This is a genomic window from Agrobacterium sp. NPDC058088 (assembly GCF_042885035.1).
Lineage (GTDB): Bacteria > Pseudomonadota > Alphaproteobacteria > Rhizobiales > Rhizobiaceae > Agrobacterium.
The window spans coordinates 78,315-99,659 of the sequence record NZ_JBHVSU010000004.1 but is presented as its reverse complement, the minus strand read 5'-3'; the positions used below and the strand labels follow the sequence as shown (position 1 = coordinate 99,659).

At 59.1% G+C, this 21,345-nt stretch carries 16 protein-coding genes; 10 read left to right on the top strand and 6 right to left on the bottom strand.

The genetic code is table 11. From position 1 onward, the window contains the following. Window positions 1-23: 23 nt before the first annotated feature. Together ACFVTJ_RS13615 and ACFVTJ_RS13610 are read right to left on the bottom strand one after the other, a co-directional pair. Window positions 24-2,267, bottom strand: a complete 2,244-nt coding sequence (locus tag ACFVTJ_RS13615) for a polysaccharide deacetylase family protein (RefSeq protein WP_386908191.1) — start codon at window positions 2,265-2,267, stop codon at window positions 24-26. A 172-nt stretch (window positions 2,268-2,439) separates the two neighbouring features. Further along, a complete protein-coding gene (locus tag ACFVTJ_RS13610; protein ID WP_386908190.1) occupies window positions 2,440-2,829 on the bottom strand; it encodes an acyl-CoA thioesterase in 390 nt (129 codons plus the stop codon). Between the two features lie 173 nt (window positions 2,830-3,002). Between ACFVTJ_RS13610 and ACFVTJ_RS13605 the strand changes: the two genes are divergently transcribed. Then, a complete protein-coding gene (locus tag ACFVTJ_RS13605; RefSeq protein ID WP_386908188.1) occupies window positions 3,003-3,197 on the top strand; it encodes a hypothetical protein in 195 nt (64 codons plus the stop codon). 39 nt (window positions 3,198-3,236) lie between these two features. On the opposite strand, the gene ACFVTJ_RS13600 is transcribed toward ACFVTJ_RS13605, so the two are convergent. Then, window positions 3,237-5,045, bottom strand: a complete 1,809-nt coding sequence (locus tag ACFVTJ_RS13600; RefSeq protein ID WP_386908186.1) for an ABC transporter ATP-binding protein/permease — start codon at window positions 5,043-5,045, stop codon at window positions 3,237-3,239. Between ACFVTJ_RS13600 and ACFVTJ_RS13595 the strand changes: the two genes are divergently transcribed. The 8 genes from ACFVTJ_RS13595 (at window position 5,014) to ACFVTJ_RS13560 (ending at window position 17,456) form a co-directional block, all read left to right on the top strand. Further along, on the top strand, window positions 5,014-5,376 hold the full coding sequence (locus tag ACFVTJ_RS13595; RefSeq protein ID WP_386908184.1) for a hypothetical protein: 363 nt from the start codon (window positions 5,014-5,016) through the stop codon (window positions 5,374-5,376). The genes ACFVTJ_RS13600 and ACFVTJ_RS13595 overlap by 32 nt on opposite strands. Further along, a complete protein-coding gene (locus tag ACFVTJ_RS13590; protein WP_386908182.1) occupies window positions 5,336-8,662 on the top strand; it encodes a DUF2126 domain-containing protein in 3,327 nt (1,108 codons plus the stop codon). The genes ACFVTJ_RS13595 and ACFVTJ_RS13590 overlap by 41 nt, the downstream gene beginning before the upstream one ends. A 1-nt stretch (window position 8,663) precedes the next feature. Next, window positions 8,664-11,069: a circularly permuted type 2 ATP-grasp protein gene (locus ACFVTJ_RS13585; RefSeq protein WP_386908180.1), complete on the top strand. Its 2,406-nt coding sequence runs from the start codon at window positions 8,664-8,666 to the stop codon at window positions 11,067-11,069. A gap of 4 nt (window positions 11,070-11,073) precedes the next feature. Continuing rightward, window positions 11,074-11,952 (top strand): transglutaminase domain-containing protein, encoded by an 879-nt coding sequence (locus ACFVTJ_RS13580; RefSeq protein ID WP_386908178.1) that lies wholly within the window; start codon window positions 11,074-11,076, stop codon window positions 11,950-11,952. Window positions 11,953-12,120: 168 nt separating this feature from the next. Further along, a complete protein-coding gene (locus tag ACFVTJ_RS13575) occupies window positions 12,121-13,359 on the top strand; it encodes a pilus assembly protein TadG-related protein (protein WP_386908176.1) in 1,239 nt (412 codons plus the stop codon). Between the two features lie 149 nt (window positions 13,360-13,508). Beyond that, a complete protein-coding gene (locus ACFVTJ_RS13570; protein ID WP_386908174.1) occupies window positions 13,509-15,131 on the top strand; it encodes an ABC-F family ATP-binding cassette domain-containing protein in 1,623 nt (540 codons plus the stop codon). A 60-nt stretch (window positions 15,132-15,191) separates the two neighbouring features. Beyond that, window positions 15,192-16,184 (top strand): 2-hydroxyacid dehydrogenase, encoded by a 993-nt coding sequence (locus ACFVTJ_RS13565; protein ID WP_386908172.1) that lies wholly within the window; start codon window positions 15,192-15,194, stop codon window positions 16,182-16,184. 126 nt (window positions 16,185-16,310) lie between these two features. Continuing rightward, window positions 16,311-17,456: an alpha-hydroxy acid oxidase gene (locus ACFVTJ_RS13560; protein ID WP_386908170.1), complete on the top strand. Its 1,146-nt coding sequence runs from the start codon at window positions 16,311-16,313 to the stop codon at window positions 17,454-17,456. Window positions 17,457-17,486: 30 nt separating this feature from the next. On the opposite strand, the gene ACFVTJ_RS13555 is transcribed toward ACFVTJ_RS13560, so the two are convergent. Continuing rightward, window positions 17,487-17,831: a hypothetical protein gene (locus tag ACFVTJ_RS13555; RefSeq protein ID WP_386908168.1), complete on the bottom strand. Its 345-nt coding sequence runs from the start codon at window positions 17,829-17,831 to the stop codon at window positions 17,487-17,489. A gap of 295 nt (window positions 17,832-18,126) precedes the next feature. On the opposite strand from ACFVTJ_RS13555, the gene ACFVTJ_RS13550 reads away from it, so the two are divergent. Next, window positions 18,127-18,996: a GNAT family N-acetyltransferase gene (locus ACFVTJ_RS13550; protein ID WP_386908655.1), complete on the top strand. Its 870-nt coding sequence runs from the start codon at window positions 18,127-18,129 to the stop codon at window positions 18,994-18,996. A 13-nt stretch (window positions 18,997-19,009) separates the two neighbouring features. Here ACFVTJ_RS13550 and ACFVTJ_RS13545 read toward each other — a convergent pair whose 3' ends face one another. Continuing rightward, complete coding sequence (locus tag ACFVTJ_RS13545; RefSeq protein ID WP_386908166.1) at window positions 19,010-20,509, bottom strand: FGGY-family carbohydrate kinase; 1,500 nt, start codon at window positions 20,507-20,509, stop codon at window positions 19,010-19,012. Further along, on the bottom strand, window positions 20,502-21,344 hold the full coding sequence (locus tag ACFVTJ_RS13540; protein WP_386908164.1) for a class I fructose-bisphosphate aldolase: 843 nt from the start codon (window positions 21,342-21,344) through the stop codon (window positions 20,502-20,504). Before ACFVTJ_RS13540 ends, ACFVTJ_RS13545 begins: the two co-directional genes overlap by 8 nt. Between the last annotated feature and the right edge of the window lies 1 nt (window position 21,345).

Below are 21,345 nucleotides of genomic sequence, written 5' to 3'. Positions count from 1 at the left end.
GAGAAGAAAAGCAGAGATCGCCGTTAGATGAACCGGAAAGGCAGGCCCGAGATGAGCGCCTTGACGAAGCGCTTTTTTTGAAAGCGCCCATTCAACGAAACGCGCGGCAGCTGTGCCGGTTTTTCGAGGCTTTGAGGACCGAGAACACCGGCCTGTGTGGTGACCGCCACGGAGAAACCCGCCTCCGATACTGCTTTCGCTTCGCGCTCTCCGACGGCCCTGACCCAGCCATAGGGATAAGAGAAGGATTGCGGCCGCTGGCCGACATAGGCTTCCACCACACGCGTCGATTCCTCGATCTCATGGGCAAGGCGTGCCGCATCGATCTTGCGCATATTCACATGCGTCATGGTATGTGCGCCAAAATGCACCAGCGGATCGTCCGAAAGCCTCCTGAGTTCGGCAGCATCCATGACGAGGTCGTCCACGATCGCGATGGGATCGATGCCGTGCTGTCTCGCGAGGCGATCGATCTTTTCCACCGCTTCATCTTCCGCGGATTCCTGGACGAAGTTTTCGAGCCGGGCGAACGCCTCCACCTTCTGCGATGGCGTAGCGCATTCCACCTGCTCCGGCCCTGCGCCGAAATCGAACTCGAACGACGCGGCTTTCTGCGTCAGAGCCGCCGCGGTTTCCCACCACAGGCTTCGGCTCCGTTCGACAAAACCCGGCGTGATGAAAATCGTGTAGGGAACGGCGTATTTTCGGAAGATCGGCGCGGCATGTTCGGCATTGTTGCGATAGCCGTCATCGAGCGTGAAGGCACAAAACGACCGGCCTTCGCTGCTGTCGGCAAGCAGAGCCGGCAGATCATGCAGATGGACTGGCACGAGGCCGGATTCGAGCGCGGCCTGTATCGCCTCTTCCAGAAATTCCGGCGTCACGGTCAATTGCACATTGGGCGCAAAGGCAGAAGCCGCATGCCCCGGACGCACATGGTGAAGCGTGAAAATCACACCCCGCCCGGCAAGGGAAGGAAATGCCGAGCGGAGAGCCGGAAGAGAACTCACCTCCAGCCCCGCCCTTATGACCCCATATTTCATCAGGCGTTTGACCGGCGGAAAGATCGCACTTGCCGATTGCCCTGATGCCAGACCCGGAAGGATACGTTTTTTCAGCACCCGCAAGGCCGTCAGCGGCAGATCGATCAGGCCCGGCAGGGGATCGTTCGGTGCAAAAGCGGCCCAGCTGCGTATTTTGCCGAGAGACATGAGATAATCGCGAAGGCTCGTCTGCCCTCTTCGTGCCAACGTGAAAGCGGCAACGGCATCGCGGACAAGATAGGACCAGGAAGCGCCCTGCCGTGCAGTGACCGCCGGCCCGTTGGGCATGTCATTGGCCACCCGCCACAGCAGCCCGCCAAGATCGATGCCGGCGGCCGAGCAGAGGCCGAACCACGACCACGGGCGTGGATTGACATCGAGAAGTTTCAGCTCTCCATCCCGGCCGTCGAGTTTGAACTCCACCTCGACCAGTCCGCTGTGGCCGGCCGACTTCAATATTTTCCGGGCAGCCTCAATCGCTTGCCGGTTATCGACGACCTCAACACAGGTGCTGGTATAACCGAAATCGACGGGATATTGCCTTGCGCGCCTCGCGGTAAATTCGGCGACAGGTTCCCCGTTCAGCCACAGGGCCGCATAGGAAAACTGGCTCTCTCCTCCGCCCGGAATGAGTTCCTGCACGACGACATTGTCGGGACCGATCTCTCCACTCGCATCGGCGAAAGCGGTTTTCAGCCCCTCTCTGTCGTCAGCACGGATAACTTTCGCCCGGGCGATCGAAGTATTGCCGCCACCCATATTCGGCTTGAGAATGACGGGAAACATCACATCCAGCCCGTCAATATCGGTTGCCGACGTCAGCGCGTAGGTTCGGGGGAAGCTGACGCCGAGTTCTGCCGCACGTCTATAAAGCAGCGGTTTTTCACACAGCCATTGCAAGCTTGTCCACTCAGGCAGAATGATTTTGTAAAACGCCGAAAGCTCCTCGCGGTGCTGCGAAACAAGCTGAACCTCACCATCGCCCGAAGGCACCAGCAGGCAACCCTTCAAGCCCCGTTTATCAGCGGTTTCACGCAGAAACGCCATCGCCCCGTCATCATGCGGGCCAGCCCAGCGGATTGTTTCCCGCACGAAGCGCGACCAGCCCGCCAGCGGGGAATCATGGGTAAGATAATAGACGGGCACATTCAGGGCACCGAGGCTGCGGGCAAGGGCAAGCGTGCCATGAGCGCCACCGACAATAACTACACCTGGAATGGTCAAAGCCTGATCCCCGTCCTACTCCATATCTTGATCGCAAAAATTGATAAATAAATTGGATATTTCTAAAGTATTGGGCCGGCGATTATCGAATGACGAGAAGGCCAAAGCGCCATGCTATTTAGTCTTTTAGCAGGCGCTTGGGACTTTGCCTTGAGACAACCCGGCGTGCGGCTCACGCCTCCTTGCCCACCGGGCGTGGCTCGCCATTCTCATCCACGGCAACCATGATGAAGACGGCCTCCGTGACCTTGTCGCGAGAATCCTGATAATGCCTACGGGTCCAGGCCTCGATCTTGAGCGTGATGGATGTACGGCCGATCTTTTCGATCCGCGTGTAGACACAGAGCGTATCGCCGATCTTGACCGGCTTCTTGAAGACGATTTCATGGACCGCCACGGTGACAGTGCGGCCGCCGGCCACATCATTGGCGCGGACGAAGGCCGCAAGGTCCATCTGCGACATGACCCAGCCGCCGAAAATATCGCCGGCCGGATTGGCATCGGCGGGCATGGCAAGCGTTCTAAGCGTGAGTTCCATATCGGCGGGCGGTTGCTGGTCCATCTCTCGAATTCCTTTCACAAACCTCCCGCTGCCGGACTTAAACAACCCGGCCTTATCAGCCAATAGCCGATTTGTCGCGGCTGCCCTTCCAAAACAGCAAGGAATAACAGAGCAATCGTAAGCTTCGGTTAACCATGATGGGGCACGATTCCAAAAAACGCGGGGGCGTGCAAATGGCCTATGACTGGAGTGGAAATAACGCGATAGAGCAGCGCTACGACCGAATTGTCCTGGTGGTCGCCGGCATCGTCGCCATCAGCCTGGCGACCGGCACCCTTGCGCTACGGCCGCAGATGGAACCGACAACCGCGATAAGCCTCGCCAAACAGCCACGCCTGAACTCTGAAAAATGGCATTTGCGGCTCTGATCCACAGCCATGAGCCGAGCGAAGCCCGTGGCCTCAGACCTATTGCGACGTGCTCTCTTGCTTCGGGCCAGTTTCCTTCGGTAAGGCGTGGTCAAGATGGGCCACAGCTGGAGCAAGGACTGAAAGAAAAGTCTCCGACCGGCCGATATAGATGATCCCAACGCCTTCCATCCGGTTTAGTACCTCCGCCAAATTATCCTGCGTCTGTTTTTCCAGACCTTCCAGCAAATCGTCGATCACGACGAATTTCGGCTTCAGAAGCAGGGCATTAGCAATGCGGATGCTCGCCTGCTCGTCCGAATCCAGTTTCTTGTCCCAGCGGATGCTTTCGTCGAGACGGGAGGTCATTTCTTCCAGCCCGCATGCGGTGAGCGCCGCGAGATAATCGGCATCGGTGAACCGCTGGGGCCCACGCGGATAGGCTAGGATTTCCCGCAGCGAACCCGCCGGCAGATAGCCGTGCTGGGCAATGAAAAGGGTATCGGATTGTTCCGGCATTTCGATTCTGCCCTGCCCCCACGGCCATAGACCCGCCATGGCGGCAAATAGCAGCCGCCGGTTTACGCCCTGTTCGCCGTTGATCATCAGCCGTTCGCCCGCCCCGATCCCGACCTCGTTTTCCCGCAGCCGGAATCCGCGCTCCACATCCTGCCCGCCCGCATCGCGGCAGATGATGACCGATTGCAGGCGGATCTTTTCATTCGCCGCACTGCGCTGCAGGTCGATCGTGAGGCCGTGCTGCTCCACGCTGTCCATCTGGATAAGTGCGTTACGGAACACTGAAACGCGCTGCAATGTCGCCTTCCAGCTGGCGATAGGGCCAAAATTATCGATATACCAGCGTAACGCCGTATTGACCTGATTGAAGGCACCGACAGCCATCATCAGCCCGCCGAAGGTGAGGTTGCCGGAAAAATAGACCGGCGCCGCAATCAGGATCGGTGCCACCACCGCCAGCCAGCCATAACCCGCCGATACCCATGTGAGATGCGTCAACGCCATGGCGAGCCCGCGAATGACGCCGAGCACCGCATCGATATCGATGCCGATCCGCCGCCTTTCATTCTTTTCGCCCCGCGCAAGTGCAATCGCGGCGAGATTTTCGCTGGCCCGCATCAGGGAAAAGCGCAGCTCTGCCTCTTTGGAATAACGCTCCGCATTCAGTCCGACCAGCCGGTAACCAACGAGGTTGCTGAGTAGCGAGGCGGACCCGGCGTAAAGGATCGCCGCCCAGACCATATAGCCGGGGATCGCGTATGTGTCGCCGCTGATGGTGATGGTAAAACCGGCCGAGAGCGACCAGAGGACGCCGATGAAGCTGACAAGCAGGATCGTTGCATTGACGAGGCCGATCGAAAGCGCCGTACTGCTTTCCGCGAGATTGCGGACGTCGTCATGCAGGCGCTGATCGGGATTGATCGAAATCGCGCCAAAACCGGCAAGACGCGCGGCGCGACCCGGTTTCAGCCATTGATCGACCATATCCTTGGCAAGACCCTCGCGCATGTTCAGCGCCGTCATCTGGTTGAGCCATGTCTGGATGACATTAAGGAGAAGCAGCAGCCCGGCGATGATGGCGAAAACTTCGAGCTGATGAATGAAGGCATCGAGATCGCGCCGCTCCAGCGCGTTGTAAAACGGCGCATTCCACTCGTTGAGCCTGATTTGCCCATAGGCCGTGAGCAATATCACCGTAAGCAGCGCGATCGACAGCAGGATCAGCCGGGTACGCACCGGCGACGTCCAGAAGGCACGCCCCATCATCCGCAACTGTGCGGGAAAATCGAGATCGAAACCCGAAAGGTTCGCCGCGCTCTTGCGCTGGTCGTCGGTCACCGTTGTTGCCATTCATTCCATTCCGAAAGTCAATCGGCAAAGAAAGCGGGTCGCGATTCTGCGCCTTGCGATGCCAAGCAATAACACGCCGTTCGACCTTGTCCACAATCCCGGTGAAATCTCCGCGGCGACGATTGAGAAGGCCGGGGCATTATTCCTGCGGCAGACATTACGGCCTCGGCCCACAATGCAATTACTGCCGGAAATGATCCTTGCTTTCTTTTCCTGCATTGCACAAAATCCCGATAATTTCAGAGGGGCGGACAACCGCATAAACCGGAAAAACCGGGCAAGGCAGATTAATGGCGATCAAAGCGAGCATCTATCATCTGACGCATTATAAATATGACAATCCGGTTCGCCTTGGACCGCAAATCATCAGATTAAAGCCCGCCTCTCACTCCAGAACCCGCGTCATCAGCCATTCGCTCAAGGTTTCACCCTCCAATCACTTCGTGAACCTTCAGCAGGATCCCTACGGCAATTACCTCGCCCGGTTCGTTTTTCCCGAGCCCGCAACGGAATTTAAGATCGAGGTCGATCTTGTCGCCGATATGACGGTTTATAATCCATTCGACTTCTTCGTGGAGGAAGAGGCGACAAAATGGCCCTTCGATTATCCGCAGGAATTGCGCGATGATCTCTCCATATACATGAAACCGGAGCCGACCGGCCCTCTGCTCGCCGCCTTCATGGCCACGGTCGACCGGACGCCGGAGCAGCCGACGGTGGATATGGTTGTTGGTCTCAATGCCCGTCTGCAGCAGGAAATCGGTTACGTCATACGCATGGAACCGGGCGTCCAGACACCGGAGGAGACGCTTGCTTCCGGCAAGGGTTCCTGCCGCGATACCAGCTGGCTGCTGGTGCAAGTGCTGCGGCATCTCGGTCTTGCCGCCCGTTTCGTGTCCGGATACCTGATTCAGCTGACGCCTGACCTCAAGGCGCTCGACGGCCCCTCGGGCACCGAGGTTGATTTTACCGATCTGCACGCCTGGGCCGAGGTCTATATGCCCGGTGCCGGCTGGATCGGACTTGATCCGACCTCCGGGCTTCTGACAGGTGAAAGCCATATTCCGCTGGCCGCGACGCCGCATTATCGCAATGCCGCACCGATTTCCGGCGGTTATTTCGGCCATGCCAATACCGAATTCGCCTTCGACATGCAGGTCCGGCGTGTTGCCGAGACACCGCGTATCACCAAACCCTTTTCGGATGAAAGCTGGGAGGAGCTCAACGCCCTCGGTGAAGCGGTCGACGGCGTTCTGAACGCTCAGGACGTCCGCCTGACCATGGGCGGCGAACCGACTTTCGTTTCCATCGATGATTTCGAATCCGATGAATGGAACACCGGCGCGGTCGGACCGACGAAACGCGAAAAGGCGGATACATTGATCCGTCGCCTGCGCGAGCGTTTCGCCCCCGGCGGTTTTCTGCATTACGGACAGGGCAAATGGTATCCGGGCGAAAGCCTACCGCGCTGGACCTTCTCGCTTTATTGGCGAAAGGACGGCCTGCCGATCTGGCGGAACCCTGCGCTGATTGCCGAGGAAGGTGCGAATACCAGCGTCCAGGCCGAGGATGCGCAAAAGCTGTTGGGCGGTATTGCCACGCAGCTCGGCATAGATGCGGATCTGGTGCTGCCGGCCTATGAGGATCCCGCCGAATGGATCATCAAGGAAGGCAGCCTGCCCGACAATGTCGATCCATCCAATTCCAGACTGAAGGATCCGGAAGAGCGCAACCGCATTGCCCGCGTGTTCGAACGCGGTTTGACGACGCCCACCGGCTACATTCTGCCGGTACAGGCGTGGAATGCGCGCGCCGCGGGCAACCGCTGGATCAGCGAGAAATGGAAAACGCGGCGGGGCAAGATTTTTCTTGTTCCGGGCGACAGCCCGGTCGGTTACCGCCTACCGCTCGGCACCCTGCCCTATGTGTCGCCTTCCGCCTATCCCTATATTCACGAGGCAGACCCTTCAATTCCGAGGGGGCCGCTTCCCGATGTCTTCACACCGTCGGGTCGCGCCATGCCCGAAGCCTCCTTTCATGCGAGCGAAGGGTCCGCGCAAGAGCGCATCGAACAGACGCTCGGTGAAATCGGCGGCGCGGTGCGCACTGCACTCTCCGTTGAACCGCGCGATGGCCGGCTCTGCGTTTTCATGCCGCCGGTCGAGCGCATCGAGGATTATCTTGAACTGATCGCGGCAGCGGAGGCGGCTGCCGCCGAGCTTGGACTGCCGGTCCATATCGAAGGTTATGCGCCGCCGCATGACGAGCGTATCAATGTCATCCGCGTCGCGCCAGATCCCGGTGTCATCGAGGTCAACATCCACCCCGCTTCGAGCTGGAAGGATTGTGTCGACATCACCACCGCAGTCTATGAGGAGGCGCGCCAGTCGCGTCTCGGCGCCGACAAATTCATGATCGACGGCCGCCATACCGGCACCGGCGGCGGCAACCATGTCGTGGTTGGCGGGGCAAGCCCCAATGACAGCCCCTTCCTGCGTCGGCCCGATCTTCTGAAAAGCCTCGTGCTGCATTGGCAGCGGCATCCGTCGCTCTCATATCTCTTCTCCGGCCTGTTCATCGGCCCGACGAGTCAGGCGCCGCGCATCGACGAAGCGCGTCACGACAGCCTCTACGAGCTGGAAATCGCGCTGGCGCAGGTACCGGCGCCCGGTGACGGCGTTCCGCCTTTGCCATGGCTGGTCGACCGCCTGTTCCGCAACCTGCTGACGGATGTGACGGGTAACACCCACCGCGCTGAAATCTGCATCGACAAGCTGTTTTCCCCTGACGGGCCGACCGGCCGCCTCGGGCTGGTGGAGTTCCGGGGCTTTGAAATGCCGCCAAATGCGCGCATGTCGCTCGCCCAGCAATTGCTGGTGCGCGCACTTATCGCCCGCTTCTGGAAAAATCCGGCCGCCGGCAAATTCGTGCGCTGGGGAACCGCACTCGCGGACCGTTTCATGCTGCCCCATTATATCTGGGCGGATTTCCTGGATGTGCTTGCCGACCTCAGGGAAAACGGCTTTGACGTGAGACCGGAATGGTTCACCGCCCAGCAGGAATTCCGGTTCCCCTTCTTCGGTGAGGTGGAATATGAGGGTGCGAAACTGGAACTGCGCCAGGCGCTTGAGCCCTGGCATGTGATGGGCGAGCAGGGCGCCATCGGCGGCACCGTGCGTTATGTCGACAGCTCCGTCGAGCGCCTGCAGGTGCGGTTGGAAACCTCCAACCCTTCCCGTTACACCGTCGCTTGCAACGGTCGTGCCGTGCCGCTCACGCCGACGGAAAACCGCAGTGTCTCGGTGGCCGGCGTGCGCTTCAAGGCGTGGCAGCCCTCTTCTGGCCTGCATCCCGTCCTGCCCGTCAATTCACCCTTGACCTTTGACATTTATGATACATGGTCGAGGCGATCGATCGGCGGATGCATCTATCATGTTGCTCATCCGGGCGGGCGCAATTACGAGACGTTTCCCGTCAACGGCAATGAGGCCGAGGCACGCCGCCTCGCCCGTTTCGAACCATGGGGGCACAGGGCAGGGCAATATCCGCTGCAGGCGGAAACCGTGTCGCCAGAATTTCCGCTGACGCTCGATCTGCGCCGGCCTTACGGAGTGTAAATTGTCCAAAGCCCCGGCAACGGATCGCAAGACGGAAACAAGTGCGTCACCGCACGGGCTTGAATATTCCCCGCTGCCGGGTGTTGCCGACGAAATGCTCGATACCAATGGCAAGGTGAGACCGGTCTGGAAGACCTTGCTCGATGCCCTGTCGCGTATGTCGGAGCGGGAACTGCATGAGCGTTTTGCCCGAACCGACCGTTATCTGCGCGATGCGGGCGTGTTCTATCGCGATTACGGCAAGGGCAGCAGCGAAAGAAACTGGCCGATCTCCCATATCCCCGTCCTGATCGACGACCGGGAGTGGGCGGTTCTTTCCGAAGGACTGAAACAGCGCGCTGATCTTCTCGAAGCCATGGTCGCCGATTTTTACGGCGAGAACCGGCTGGTGAAGGAAGGTTACGTGCCGCCGGCACTGATCGCCTCCAATCCCGAATATCTGAGGCCAATGGTCGGCGTGAAGCCGGCAAGCGGCCATTATCTGCATTTCTGCTCGTTTGAAATCGGCCGAGGACCTGACGGCAACTGGTGGGTGCTGGCCGACCGAACACAGGCACCGTCGGGCGCGGGCTTCGCGCTTGAAAACCGGGTGGCGACCACTCGCGCGCTGTCCGATATCTATGCGGAAACCCATGTCCACCGCCTCGCCTCGTTTTTCGGCGCTTTCCGCGACGCATTGCAGGCGCACAGGAAACATCCCGACGACCGGATCGCCGTGCTGACGCCCGGTCCGGCCAACGAGACCTATTTCGAACACGCCTATATCGCCCGTTATCTCGGCTTCATGTTGCTGGAGGGCGAGGATCTCACCGTCGTCAACGGCCGCGTCATGGTCAGAACGGTAGCCGGACTGAAACCGATCGGCGTGCTGTGGCGACGTCTCGACGCCTCCTATTCCGACCCTCTGGAACTCAACCAGCACTCCCACATCGGCACGCCGGGCATGGTGCAGGCGCTGCGCAATGAGGCGCTCACCATCGTCAATGCGCTCGGCAGCGGCATTCTTGAAACGCGGGCGTTGCTCGCCTTCATGCCACGCATCTGCCGCCACATTTTAGGCGAAGAACTGAAGCTGCCCTCCATCGCCACCTGGTGGTGCGGGCAGGAAAGCGAACGCCGCCACGTTGCCGGCAATATTGAAGGCATGGTCATCGGCCCTGCCTATTCCAGGCTTCCCTTCTTCGACGACAACGGCCAGTCCGTGCTCGGCTCTTCCCTGAGAGAAACTGCAAAGGAATCGATCAGCGACTGGCTTGCTTCCGATGGTCACAGGCTGGTGGGCCAGGAAGTAGTGAAGCTTTCAACCACGCCGGCCTATATTGACAACAAGCTCGTGCCGCGTCCGATGAGCCTTCGCGTGTTTGCCGCCCGTACCCAGGACGGTTGGCAGATCATGCCGGGCGGCTTCGCCCGAATCGGCAGCGGCGACGACGTATCGGCGATCGCCATGCAATCGGGCGGCAGCGCGGCCGATGTCTGGATCGTCAGCGACAAACCGGTTGAGCGCACCACGCTTCTGCCAGCCGAAGAAAGTTTCATCCGTAACATGCCGGGCAGTCTGCCAAGCAGGGCTGCCGACAATCTCTTCTGGCTCGGGCGTTACATCGAACGTTCGGAAGGCGCGCTGCGCATTCTGCGTGCTTGGCACGGACGGTATGCGGAATCCGCCGATCCACGCCAGCCGCTGCTTGCCCATGTGACGGGTTATCTCGAAGCGCTTGACGTGGAGATGAACGATGCCGTGCCGGAGAGCCTGCTGAACAACATCAACAGCGCGCTTTATTCCGCCAGCAACATTCGCGACCGCTTTTCCCCTGACGGATGGCTGGCGCTGAACGATCTTGCCAAGACCGCCCGCCGTTTCCACGCCAAGGTGGCGCCGGGCGATGATGCCACCCACGCCATGACGATCCTTTTACGCAAGCTTGCGGGCTTTGCCGGCCTCGTCCACGAAAATATGTATCGCTTCACCGGCTGGCGTTTTCTGTCAATCGGCCGTTATCTCGAACGCGGCCTGCATATGACGCGGCTTCTCGGCCATATGACCGGGCCGGAGGCCCCTGACGGTTCCTATGACATGCTGCTCGAAATCGGCGACAGCGTCATGACCCATCGCCGCCGCTATAACGTCAATACGGCGGGCCTGACCGTGACCGATCTCCTGGCGCTCGATCCCCTCAATCCTCGCTCGATCCTGTTTCAGCTGAACGAGATCCGCACCGAGGTGGAGCAGCTTCCGAATGCTTTCGTCAACGGCCAGATGTCGCCTTTCTATCGCGAGGCGATGCGTCTGCATTCCGGGCTCGCCGTGATGACACCGGAAAACATGAACGGCGCGATCTATCGCCAGCTCGAAACCGACATGGAACATCTCTCCGATGTTCTGGCCCGGACGTATCTTGGATAATCCTATGCTCTATGATCTTTCCCTGCATATGGGTTACACTTACGACACGCCGGCCCACGGCGCGCGGCACATCATCCGCGTTCTGCCGCTCTCCATTCCCGGCCGGCAGCGGCTTGTTGCCGGTTCCATCGATGTTTCGCCCGCGCCGGAAGAACGTGTCGCCTTCGAGGATTTCTTCCACCAATCGGCCACCTCCGTGCATCTGCGCGCGCCGCATGAAAAGCTCGACATCCGCATGCAGGCCCGCGTGATGGTGGAAGCGCAAGCGCTGACGGCCGATTTTTCGCCAGAGCTCTCCCGCTTGCCGCAGGAACTTGCCGATGTCTGGTCGCTTGATTTCCAGTCTCCGCATCATTTCATGGGCGCCAGCCCCAGAATAGGCACGGACGCGGCAATTTCTGCATACGCCCGGGACTTGCTGAAGCCGGGAATGACCATTCGCGAAATCGCACTGGCGACGTGCAGACGCATCCACAGGGACTTCACCTATGATGGCGAAGCGACGACCGTGGATACGACGCCATCCGAAGCCTTCAAGCTGAAGCGCGGCGTGTGTCAGGACTTTTCGCACATCATGATCACGGCGCTACGCAGCCTCGGCATTCCCGCTGGTTATGTGAGCGGCTTCCTGCGCACCATCCCCCCACCGGGCAAGGAGCGGCTGGAAGGTGCGGACGCCATGCATGCCTGGGTCCGTATCTGGTGCGGCGAGGCAACCGGTTATCTGGAACTCGATCCTACCAACGATATTGTTGCAGGAAGCGACCACATCGTCGTCGGTTATGGCCGGGATTATTCCGATGTCGCTCCTGTCATCGGCGTCTTGAAGAGTTACGGTAACCAGCAGATAAAACAGGCCGTCGACGTCATCCCCGTCCAATAACGGCACGATGTGTATTGTTACGACGACCCTGCAATACATTTCTTGAAAATACTTCGAAAACTGCGTCAATTTGAATACTGTATAAAATTTAACCGATTGCGTTAGCGGATTTTACATCGCTTACGGGTTTCTTGCACTCAGTAGAATATTCTAATCCGAGAGCCCGCCATGACCGCGTCCGCAGATCAAAAAAAGAAGTACCGTTTTCTTGCCGATACCAGCGGCAATTTCGGAATGATGACAGCCATTCTGCTGCCGGTATTGTTGGGCGTCGCGGGTGCCGGCATGGAGCTTGCAAGTGTCATGCAGGTGAAAGCGGATATGCAGAATACGGCGGATTCCGCGGCGCTGGCGGCAGCGACCGAGGCCCGTTTGAAAATGGGCGATCTGACGGATGAGCAGATCAAGGAAATCGCCAAGAACTTCATCGCAGCCCAGATGGAAAAGAACCTGACCGAGGAAGAGAAAAAGGTCCTGGAGCAGAATTCTCCGACCAATATCACGAAGACGGAAAATGCCCGCGGCAAGACCTATACTGTTGAAACTACGATCAACCACCGCATACAGCTCAATCCGCTGCTCGGGTTCATTGGCGCAAAAACACTCGATCTTTCCGTAACGGGCACCGCAAAGAGCACCGTCAACAAAGGCGCACCGATCTCCATGTATCTGGCTCTTGATCGTTCCGGTTCGATGTCCTTCAAGACGGATACGGTTGATAAGACCAAGACCTCTTGCCAGAACTATATCGCTGATAATTGGGGCAAGTATCCCAACCTAGCCAAGACGTCGCCCTGCTATGTCAATAAGGCCACATCGCTCAAGACCGCCGTCGGCTTCCTCGTCGCAACCTTGAACAAGGCTGATCCGACTTATACTGCCAACGGCGGCTCCGAACTCGTTCGCACGGGCGCCTCGGTCTACACACATGAGACCTATGCGGCTCAGTCTATTAGCTGGGGGACGAGCAGTGTTGTCAGCTATGTCGACAAACAGATTCCGGAATTCCCCACCGGCGGTACGGATGCTCGTAGCAGCCTGACCGCCGCATATAACGCGCTTAAAAAATCCAATTCCGATGAAGCGAAAGCACACAAAGACAAGGGCAATGAATCCTTCGAGCGCTACATCGTTCTCATGACCGATGGTGAAATGACGGGGAACAGCGCCGCGTGGAATTCCAGCATCGACCAGTCCGTGCGCACCACCTGTGAGACCGCCAAGAAAGACGGTATCAAGATTTTCACCGTTGCCTTCATGGCGCCGGACAAGGGCAAGTCGCTGCTGCAATATTGCGCTTCCAGCGTCGATAATTATTACGCGCCCGAGAATATGGAGCAGATCGTGACCGCCTTTGGTGAAATCGCCCGCAAGGCCGCCGGCAGCATAGCCACACTCACCAACTGACGGTAAACGCTGGAGTAGACCTTCATCTCGACTGTCTGGCGTCGAAGCGAAGGTTGCCCTCCCTGCATGGCTGGCAGGACAAGCACGGCAGGTGACAGCGGCAGCGGCTCGTGGCATAGGAGGGCCGCTCCCATTCCCAAGGCCCTGTCATGATCCGCATCGAAAATATCAGCAAGTCGAACAGTCACCGCATTCTCTATATCGAGGCCTCTGCCGCGCTCAATCGTGGTGAAAAGATCGGCCTTGTCGGGCCGAACGGCGCCGGCAAGACCACGCTGTTCCGGATGATAACAGGCGAAGACCAGCCCGATGAGGGACAGGTCGTCGTCGAAAAGGGCATGACGGTCGGTTATTTCAATCAGGATGTCGGTGAAATGTCCGGCCGCTCCGCCGTCGCCGAAGTCATGGAGGGTGCAGGCCCGGTCAGCGAGGTGGCAGCGGAACTTCGTGAACTGGAAGCCGCCATGTCAGATCCCGACCGGATGGACGAGATGGACGCGATCATCGAGCGTTACGGCGAAGTGCAGGCACGGTACGAGGAGCTCGATGGTTACGCGCTGGAAGGCCGCGCCCGCGAGGTGCTGGATGGCTTGAGCTTCAGCCAGGAAATGATGGACGGCGATGTTTCGAAACTGTCCGGCGGCTGGAAGATGCGCGTGGCGCTTGCCCGCATTCTTCTGATGCGGCCGGATGTGATGCTGCTCGACGAACCGTCGAACCATCTCGATCTTGAAAGCCTGATTTGGCTTGAAGACTTCCTGAAGAATTATGACGGCGCCCTGCTCATGACCTCGCACGACCGCGAATTCATGAACCGTATCGTCACCAAGATCATCGAGATCGATGCTGGCAACCTCACCACCTATTCCGGTGATTACGGCTTTTACGAACAGCAGCGCGCGCAGAACGAAAAGCAGCAGCAGGCACAGTTCGAGCGCCAGCAGGCCATGCTCGCCAAGGAAATCAAGTTCATCGAGCGCTTCAAGGCGCGGGCCTCACACGCCTCACAGGTCCAGAGCCGCGTCAAGAAACTTGAGAAGATCGATCGCGTCGAGCCACCCAAACGGCGGCAGACGGTGGCTTTCGAATTCGCACCCGCTCCTCGCTCAGGCGAGGATGTCGTGGCGTTGAAGAAGGTCAACAAGGCCTATGGCAGCCGCACGATCTACGGCGAACTGGACTTCATGGTGCGCCGCAAGGAGCGCTGGTGCATCATGGGCGTCAATGGTGCGGGAAAATCGACCTTGCTGAAACTGGTGACCGGCGCGACCGAGCCGGATTCCGGCAATGTTACCCTCGGCGCCAGCGTCAAGCTCGGTTATTTCGCCCAGCACGCGATGGATGTTCTTGATGGTGACAGCACCATTCTGGAATGGCTGGAGGAGCGTTTTCCGAAGGCGGGCCAAGCGCCGCTGCGCGCTCTTTCCGGATGTTTCGGTTTTTCGGGTGACGACGTGGAGAAACGCTGCCGCGTTCTTTCCGGCGGTGAAAAAGCCCGTCTCGTCATGGCGGCCATGCTGTTCGATCCGCCGAATTTCCTCGTGCTGGACGAGCCTACCAACCATCTCGATCTCGACACCAAGGAAATGCTGATCAAGGCCCTGTCGGAATATGAAGGCACGATGCTGTTCGTTTCGCATGATCGCCATTTCCTGGCCGCGCTTTCAAACCGCGTACTGGAATTGACACCTGATGGTATCCATCAATATGGCGGCGGATATACCGAATATGTCGAAAGCACCGGGCAGGAGGCGCCAGGCCTTCGCAGCTGAGGTTCCTGCCGGACACATCGGCCTGTAACGGCAGCTTTCGTTTCGAAACTGGAGAGACAGATGCGGATCGTGGTCTACAGCGCCAAGCCCTATGACAGGCAGTTTCTTGACGAAGCCGCCGGGCCGGGCATGCGGATACACTATTGCGAGGCCCGACTGTCACCTGAAACTGTCGCTTTGGCCGAAGAGGCGATGGCCGTCTGCGCCTTCGTTAATGACGATCTGTCACGGCCGGTTCTTGAGAAACTTGCGGGGATGGGCGTGCGGCTGGTTGCTCTGCGTTGCGCCGGGTTCAATCAGGTCGATCTCGCCGCTGCCGACAAGCTTGGTCTCACCATTGCCCGCGTGCCGGCCTATTCTCCCTATGCAGTCGCCGAACATACGATGGCGCTCATCCTGTCGCTTAACCGCAAGATCCACCGGGCCTATAACCGCGTCCGCGAAGGAAACTTCGCCCTCGATGGCCTGCTCGGCTTCGATCTCCATGGCAAGACGGTGGGCATCGTCGGCACGGGCAAGATCGGTACGATTTTCGCACGCATTGCGGCCGGCTTCGGCTGCCGTCTCATCGGCCACGATCTCCGTCCCAATCCCGATTGCGAGACTTTGGGGATGATCTACGGGACGCGGGAGGAGTTGTTCCGGACATCTGATATTGTCGCGCTGATGTGCCCGCTGACGCCAGAAACCCGGCACCTCATTCGCAGGGAGACTCTGCCCCTGTTGAAAAAGGGCGTGATGCTCATCAATACCAGCCGCGGCGCCATCATCGACGCCCGGGCGGCGATTACAGGTTTGAAGGACGGTACGATCGGCTCTCTTGGCATCGATGTCTATGAAGAGGAAGCCGATCTCTTTTTCGAGGATCTTTCCAATGACGTGCTGCGCGACGATGTCTTCGCGCGACTGCTGACTTTTCCCAATGTTCTTGTCACCGGCCATCAGGGTTTCTTCACACAGGAAGCGCTCAAGAACATCGCGGACACGACGATCGGCAATATCGAGAGTTTTGCCGCTACCGGCAAAGCCCTGCACGCCGTCTCCACGGGGTAGCCAGCTGGCGCAGTTTCGCATCTGAGAGTGGTAAAATCGCTGGTGATAGAATTGCCGGGCCCCGATGCCCGGTATAGGTTTCAATCCAACTTTTCCGAGCTTTCAAACTGAGCGGCCGAGCGACAGATGCAACTCAAAGACTGTTATAATTTCCACGATTTCCGCCGCATGGCCAAACAGCGCCTTCCCGGACCGATCTTCAACTACATAGACGGCGCTGCCGATGACGAGGTGACCTATCGTCGAAACACGGCCGCGTTCGAAAACTGCGATCTGGTTCCCGATGTGCTGCAGGGTGTGGCCGATGTGGATATGTCGGTCACCGTCATGGGGCAGAAGCTGGCGATGCCGGTCTATTGCTCCCCAACCGCTCTGCAACGTCTCTTTCACCATCAGGGCGAGAAGGCGGTCGCGGCTGCCGCCGGAAAATTCGGCACCATGTTCGGCGTCTCATCGCTTGGTACCACTAGTCTCGAAGAAGCGCGCCGCATCAGCGGCGGCCCGCAGGTCTATCAATTCTACTTCCACAAAGATCGAGGCCTCAACCGCGATATGATGGCCCGGGCGAAAAGCGCCGGTGTCGAGACGATGATGCTGACGGTGGACAGCATCACCGGCGGGAACCGCGAACGTGACAAGCGCACCGGTTTTGCCATTCCCTTCAAGCTCAATCTTTCCGGCATCGCGCAATTTGCCATGAAGCCCGCCTGGGGCATCAATTACCTGACACATGAACGCTTCAGCCTGCCGCAGCTTGACGACCATATCAAAATTGATGGCGGCGCCCTGTCCATCAGCCGTTACTTCACCGAGATGCTCGACCCTTCGATGAACTGGGACGATGTGGAGCAGATGGTGCGCGAATGGGGCGGGCCATTCTGCCTGAAGGGGATCATGTCCGTGGACGACGCCCGCCGTGCGGCCGAGATCGGCTGCAGCGGCATTGTGCTTTCCAATCACGGCGGCCGCCAGCTCGATGGCTCCCGCAGCGCCTTCGACCAGCTGGCTGAAATCGTCGATGCCGTCGGCGACCGGATCGACGTGATGATGGATGGCGGCGTGCAACGCGGCACCCACGTTCTGAAGGCGCTATCCCTGGGTGCAAAAGCCGTGGGCCTCGGTCGCTATTACCTTTTCCCGCTTGCCGCCGCCGGGCAGCCGGGTGTGGAACGTGCGCTCGAAACAATGCGCATCGAAATCGAGCGCGGCATGAAGCTGATGGGCTGCACCACCGTCGATCAGCTCACGCGGCGAAATCTTCGCTTCCGCTAAGCACACCTAACGGCAACGGGCGGTGTTCTGTCATAATCCAGCGCTGGAACCGCACACCGTTTCCACGGCGTTCCTGTGATTCTCCCACAGCGCGATGCCTATATTCCAGGCCAGCGCCAGGCAGACAAGCCCGCAGAAAACGGCCGCGACGAGCGAGCGATGACGCCTGACCCCGGAAACGAACATCCAGCCGATGATCGCATAGACCACAAGTGCCGGCACGGCAGCAATCAGAACGGATATCGGCCCATCGCAATCGATGGCCTCAATACCGATGTCCCGATATTCGTTCGGTGTTGCCAAGAGGCCCAGAACCGCGACCGGAAACATGGCGGCCAAAACCGCATAGCGGAAAAATCGAGGCGTATCAGGCATGCGTGCTCCATAGCCGGATAATCAATACCCGCAAACGCCGCGGGTGAATTCCACCGCACGATATACAATTACGGACAAGGGCGGTTCCCTCACCATCGTCGGTGCCCTGGGTAGCAGATTGCCCACTTCCAGGCAGAAAGCCAACTTTTTGCGACAGCCGCTAGCTTGGCAAGCCAAGGGAAATGTGATTATAGTTGCATGATGCAACTGTAATGGATCGACCGTGCCCGAACAATTTCCCTCCATAAACGACATCCGCTCCACCTCGCGCCAGCTTGTCCGCGAGCTTGGTTTCATGGGGGGTGATTTTGCCGGCACCGATTTGCCGCCCTCGGCAGTTCATGCCTTGATCGAGATCGAGGCATGCCCCGGCATCACGGCAAAGGATATCGGAAAGCTGTTGCAGCTCGAGAAATCGAGCGTCAGCCGCATGCTGCGCAAGCTCATTGTGTCGGGCGACATCGTCGAGCAGACGGACGATTTAGACAGCCGCATAAAGCGATTAAGTCTCACGGGACAGGGCGAGGAGAAGGTCAGCGCCATCAATGGCTTTGCGAACCGTCAGGTATCGGGGGCTTTGGCCCAACTGACGTCTGCGGATGCTCACACCATTCTCGAAGGGCTTCGTCTTTACGCCGGAGCGCTGGGAGCAAGGGCCGGCACGCCGGCTTCCACCATCGACATCACCCAAGGATACAGGCTTGGCATCATTGCCCGCATCACCCAGATGCATGCACTTTATTACGCCCGGACATCCGGCTTTGGCCAGCGTTTCGAATCCGTCGTGGCCGAAGGCCTCGCCGCTTTCTGCAACCGGCTTGAAAACCCGAAAAATGCGATCTGGGTCGCGATGCGCGGACAAGAGATCATCGGCTCGATCGCCATCGACGGCGAAGATCTTGGAGAGAACATTGCGCATCTGCGCTGGTTCATCGTTGCTGACGGCATACGCGGCGGCGGTGTCGGACGCAGGCTACTCGCAACCGCCCTCGCCTTCGCCGACCAGGCGGGTTTTACCGAAACCCATCTATGGACATTCAACGGCCTTCTTGCCGCACGGCATCTTTACGAAAGCCATGGTTTCACCTGCACCGAGGAATATCCGGGCAGCCAATGGGGAAGCGAGGTTCTGGAACAACGCTTTGTCCGGACACGCCCCGAATGATCTGCCCCAAGCATCACTGCGGCGACCGCAAAGCGCTCCAGAAGCTCCGCAACTGTCCGGTCAATTCCTGATAGAGACCGTAGCGCCGCCTGTAGTGCGATACTCGTTCAGCATCGGGCTGATAGGCATTTTGAACCCGCGTCATCGCGGCAACGGCCTCCTCGTAATTCGAGTAGAGCCCCGTCGCTACGGCGGCGCCAATCGCCGCACCGAGCGCGCCCGTTTCCCGCGCCTCGGCGACGCGGAGGGGAATCTCCAGCACATCCGCCATGATCTGCGGCCAGTGCCGGCTGCGGGAGCCTCCGCCGGACATGACGGCGCTTTCCACCGGAAGCCCCGCGTCTCGCAGAACCCCGATGTGGCGGCGATGCTCGAAACACACACCCTCGAACAGGGCACGCACCATGTGACCTTCGCCATGCCAGCCGGCGATACCATAAAACCCGCCACGAAACTCCGGTCCGAGCCGTGAGCCAAAGATGAAGGGGTGAAAGAACGGGTCATCAGCCCGTGGCGTCACGGAACCGACCAGCTCGTTGCAGCGCTCGAAAGCATGGTCGCCATGGTCGGCGCGGAGGCGATGCACATACCATTCCAGATTGGCGGCGGAAGTGGCGCTGGATTCAATATTCACATAACGGTCGCGGCCAAACGTAGTGACCATGAAAACATCCGGGCTGATGACCGGTTTGTCTGCAAATACCTGGTTGATGCTCCAGGTGCCTGCGATGACGGAGGCCTCGCCTGCATTGATGACGCCCGAACCCATGGCGCTGGAAACGACATCGAAAAAACCGCCAATGACAGGCGTGCCTTCGGAAAGCCCGGTCAGACCAGCAGCCTCCCGCGTTACCTGGCCGACAATATCGGCCGATTCCACGAGACGCGGAAAGAACGCGAAAGCATCTTCGAGGCCGTAGAGTGACAGAAGTTCGCGGTCGAGCAGAACGTCCGGCAGGGCAAGCAGCCCCGCACCGCTGAGGTCGGAAATATCATTGGCAAGGCAGCCCGTCAGGCGGAAATTGACGAAGTCCTTGCAGAACAGCACCGTGCCGGTCTGCTCGTAGAGATCGGGCGCATGGCGTTTCACCCAGGCGAGAAGGGTGGGCGTCTGCGCGGGCCACGGCCGCTGCAGGCAACGCGCCTGCAACAGGCCTCCGCTTTTCCGGTCAAGCTCGGCCGCCATATCGGCGGCGCGGCTATCGAGCGACTGGATGCCTAGCAGCGGTTGCCGTTCTTTATCCAGAAGGTAGAGACCATTGCCATGGCCGGCGCAGCCCACACCGGCGATGCTGGCTGGATCGACCGCTGATTTTTCCAGAAGCTGGCGGATCGCCTCACAGCCGTTGCGCCACAATTCCTCTAGATCGCGCTCGACATAGCCGGGCTGCGGGTATGTCGAATGCCCGTCGATGGCGTGATGGGCGATCTGCCGTCCCGCCGTGTCGAACAACACAGCCTTGATGACCGTGTTGCCGACATCGAGACCCAATATAAGATTTTTCTCAGCCACGATTATAGATGCCCCATGCCTCTTCGCCGCTCGCACCCTGATGGATGATGGCCATCAAAGCCGCCACCACGGCCTTGGGATTGTCGTGCTGGTAAATGTTGCGGCCATAGACCATCCCGTTCGCACCTTCGGCCATCAAGGCCGCCGATTTTGCCAGCACATTGCGCAAGTCCTCACGCCCTCCGCCCCGCACCAGCACCGGGCAGCGTGCCGCCTCGATCACCCTATGGAAATCCTGCGGATTGCTGGTCGGATCGGCCTTGATGATATCGGCTCCCATTTCCGAGGCAAGGCGTACCAGCGTGACGATCTTCTCGGCGTCGCCATCCACCTGATATCCGCCCCTGATATCGTTGGGCAGCATCACCAGTGGCTCGATCATCAGCGGCATACCGAAACGATGGCAGTCGGCCCGCACCCGGCTGATATTCTCGACACATTGGCGAAACAGTTCCGGTTCCTCCGGCAGCATGAAAAGGTTCACGACGACACAGGCGGCGTCCATTTCCAGTGCACCGATGATCGGATCATGATAATTCTGAAGCTGCGACCACATGGTTTTGTGACGGGTGGAATTATAGGGATTACCCATATCGATACGCATGACGAGGGCCGGCTTGTCGCGCTCCGGCCTCTGCTGCAGCAGATCCGCCTGCCCATAGGTCATCTGGATCGCATCGGGACGGGCTTCCACCAGCTTGTCGACCGTCTGCGCCATATCCTCCAGCCCGACAAGAAAGCTCGGCTCGTTGCAAACTCCGTGATCGATGGCCACATCGAGGCAACCACCATTGCGGAACAGCCGGTTCATGCGTGCCTTTTTTGAAATCCGCATC

Bases quoted from the DNA above. Each gene is read 5' to 3' on its own strand.
- ACFVTJ_RS13540 (WP_386908164.1), bottom strand. From the start codon at position 21,344: ATGCGGATTTCAAAAAAGGCACGCATGAACCGGCTGTTCCGCAATGGT.
- ACFVTJ_RS13605 (WP_386908188.1), top strand. From the start codon at position 3,003: ATGGCCTATGACTGGAGTGGAAATAACGCGATAGAGCAGCGCTACGAC.
- ACFVTJ_RS13590 (WP_386908182.1), top strand. From the start codon at position 5,336: ATGGCGATCAAAGCGAGCATCTATCATCTGACGCATTATAAATATGAC.
- ACFVTJ_RS13575 (WP_386908176.1), top strand. From the start codon at position 12,121: ATGACCGCGTCCGCAGATCAAAAAAAGAAGTACCGTTTTCTTGCCGAT.
- ACFVTJ_RS13555 (WP_386908168.1), bottom strand. From the start codon at position 17,831: ATGCCTGATACGCCTCGATTTTTCCGCTATGCGGTTTTGGCCGCCATG.
- ACFVTJ_RS13600 (WP_386908186.1), bottom strand. From the start codon at position 5,045: ATGGCAACAACGGTGACCGACGACCAGCGCAAGAGCGCGGCGAACCTT.
- ACFVTJ_RS13565 (WP_386908172.1), top strand. From the start codon at position 15,192: ATGCGGATCGTGGTCTACAGCGCCAAGCCCTATGACAGGCAGTTTCTT.
- ACFVTJ_RS13580 (WP_386908178.1), top strand. From the start codon at position 11,074: ATGCTCTATGATCTTTCCCTGCATATGGGTTACACTTACGACACGCCG.
- ACFVTJ_RS13610 (WP_386908190.1), bottom strand. From the start codon at position 2,829: ATGGACCAGCAACCGCCCGCCGATATGGAACTCACGCTTAGAACGCTT.
- ACFVTJ_RS13570 (WP_386908174.1), top strand. From the start codon at position 13,509: ATGATCCGCATCGAAAATATCAGCAAGTCGAACAGTCACCGCATTCTC.
- ACFVTJ_RS13560 (WP_386908170.1), top strand. From the start codon at position 16,311: ATGCAACTCAAAGACTGTTATAATTTCCACGATTTCCGCCGCATGGCC.
- ACFVTJ_RS13550 (WP_386908655.1), top strand. From the start codon at position 18,127: ATGGGGGGTGATTTTGCCGGCACCGATTTGCCGCCCTCGGCAGTTCAT.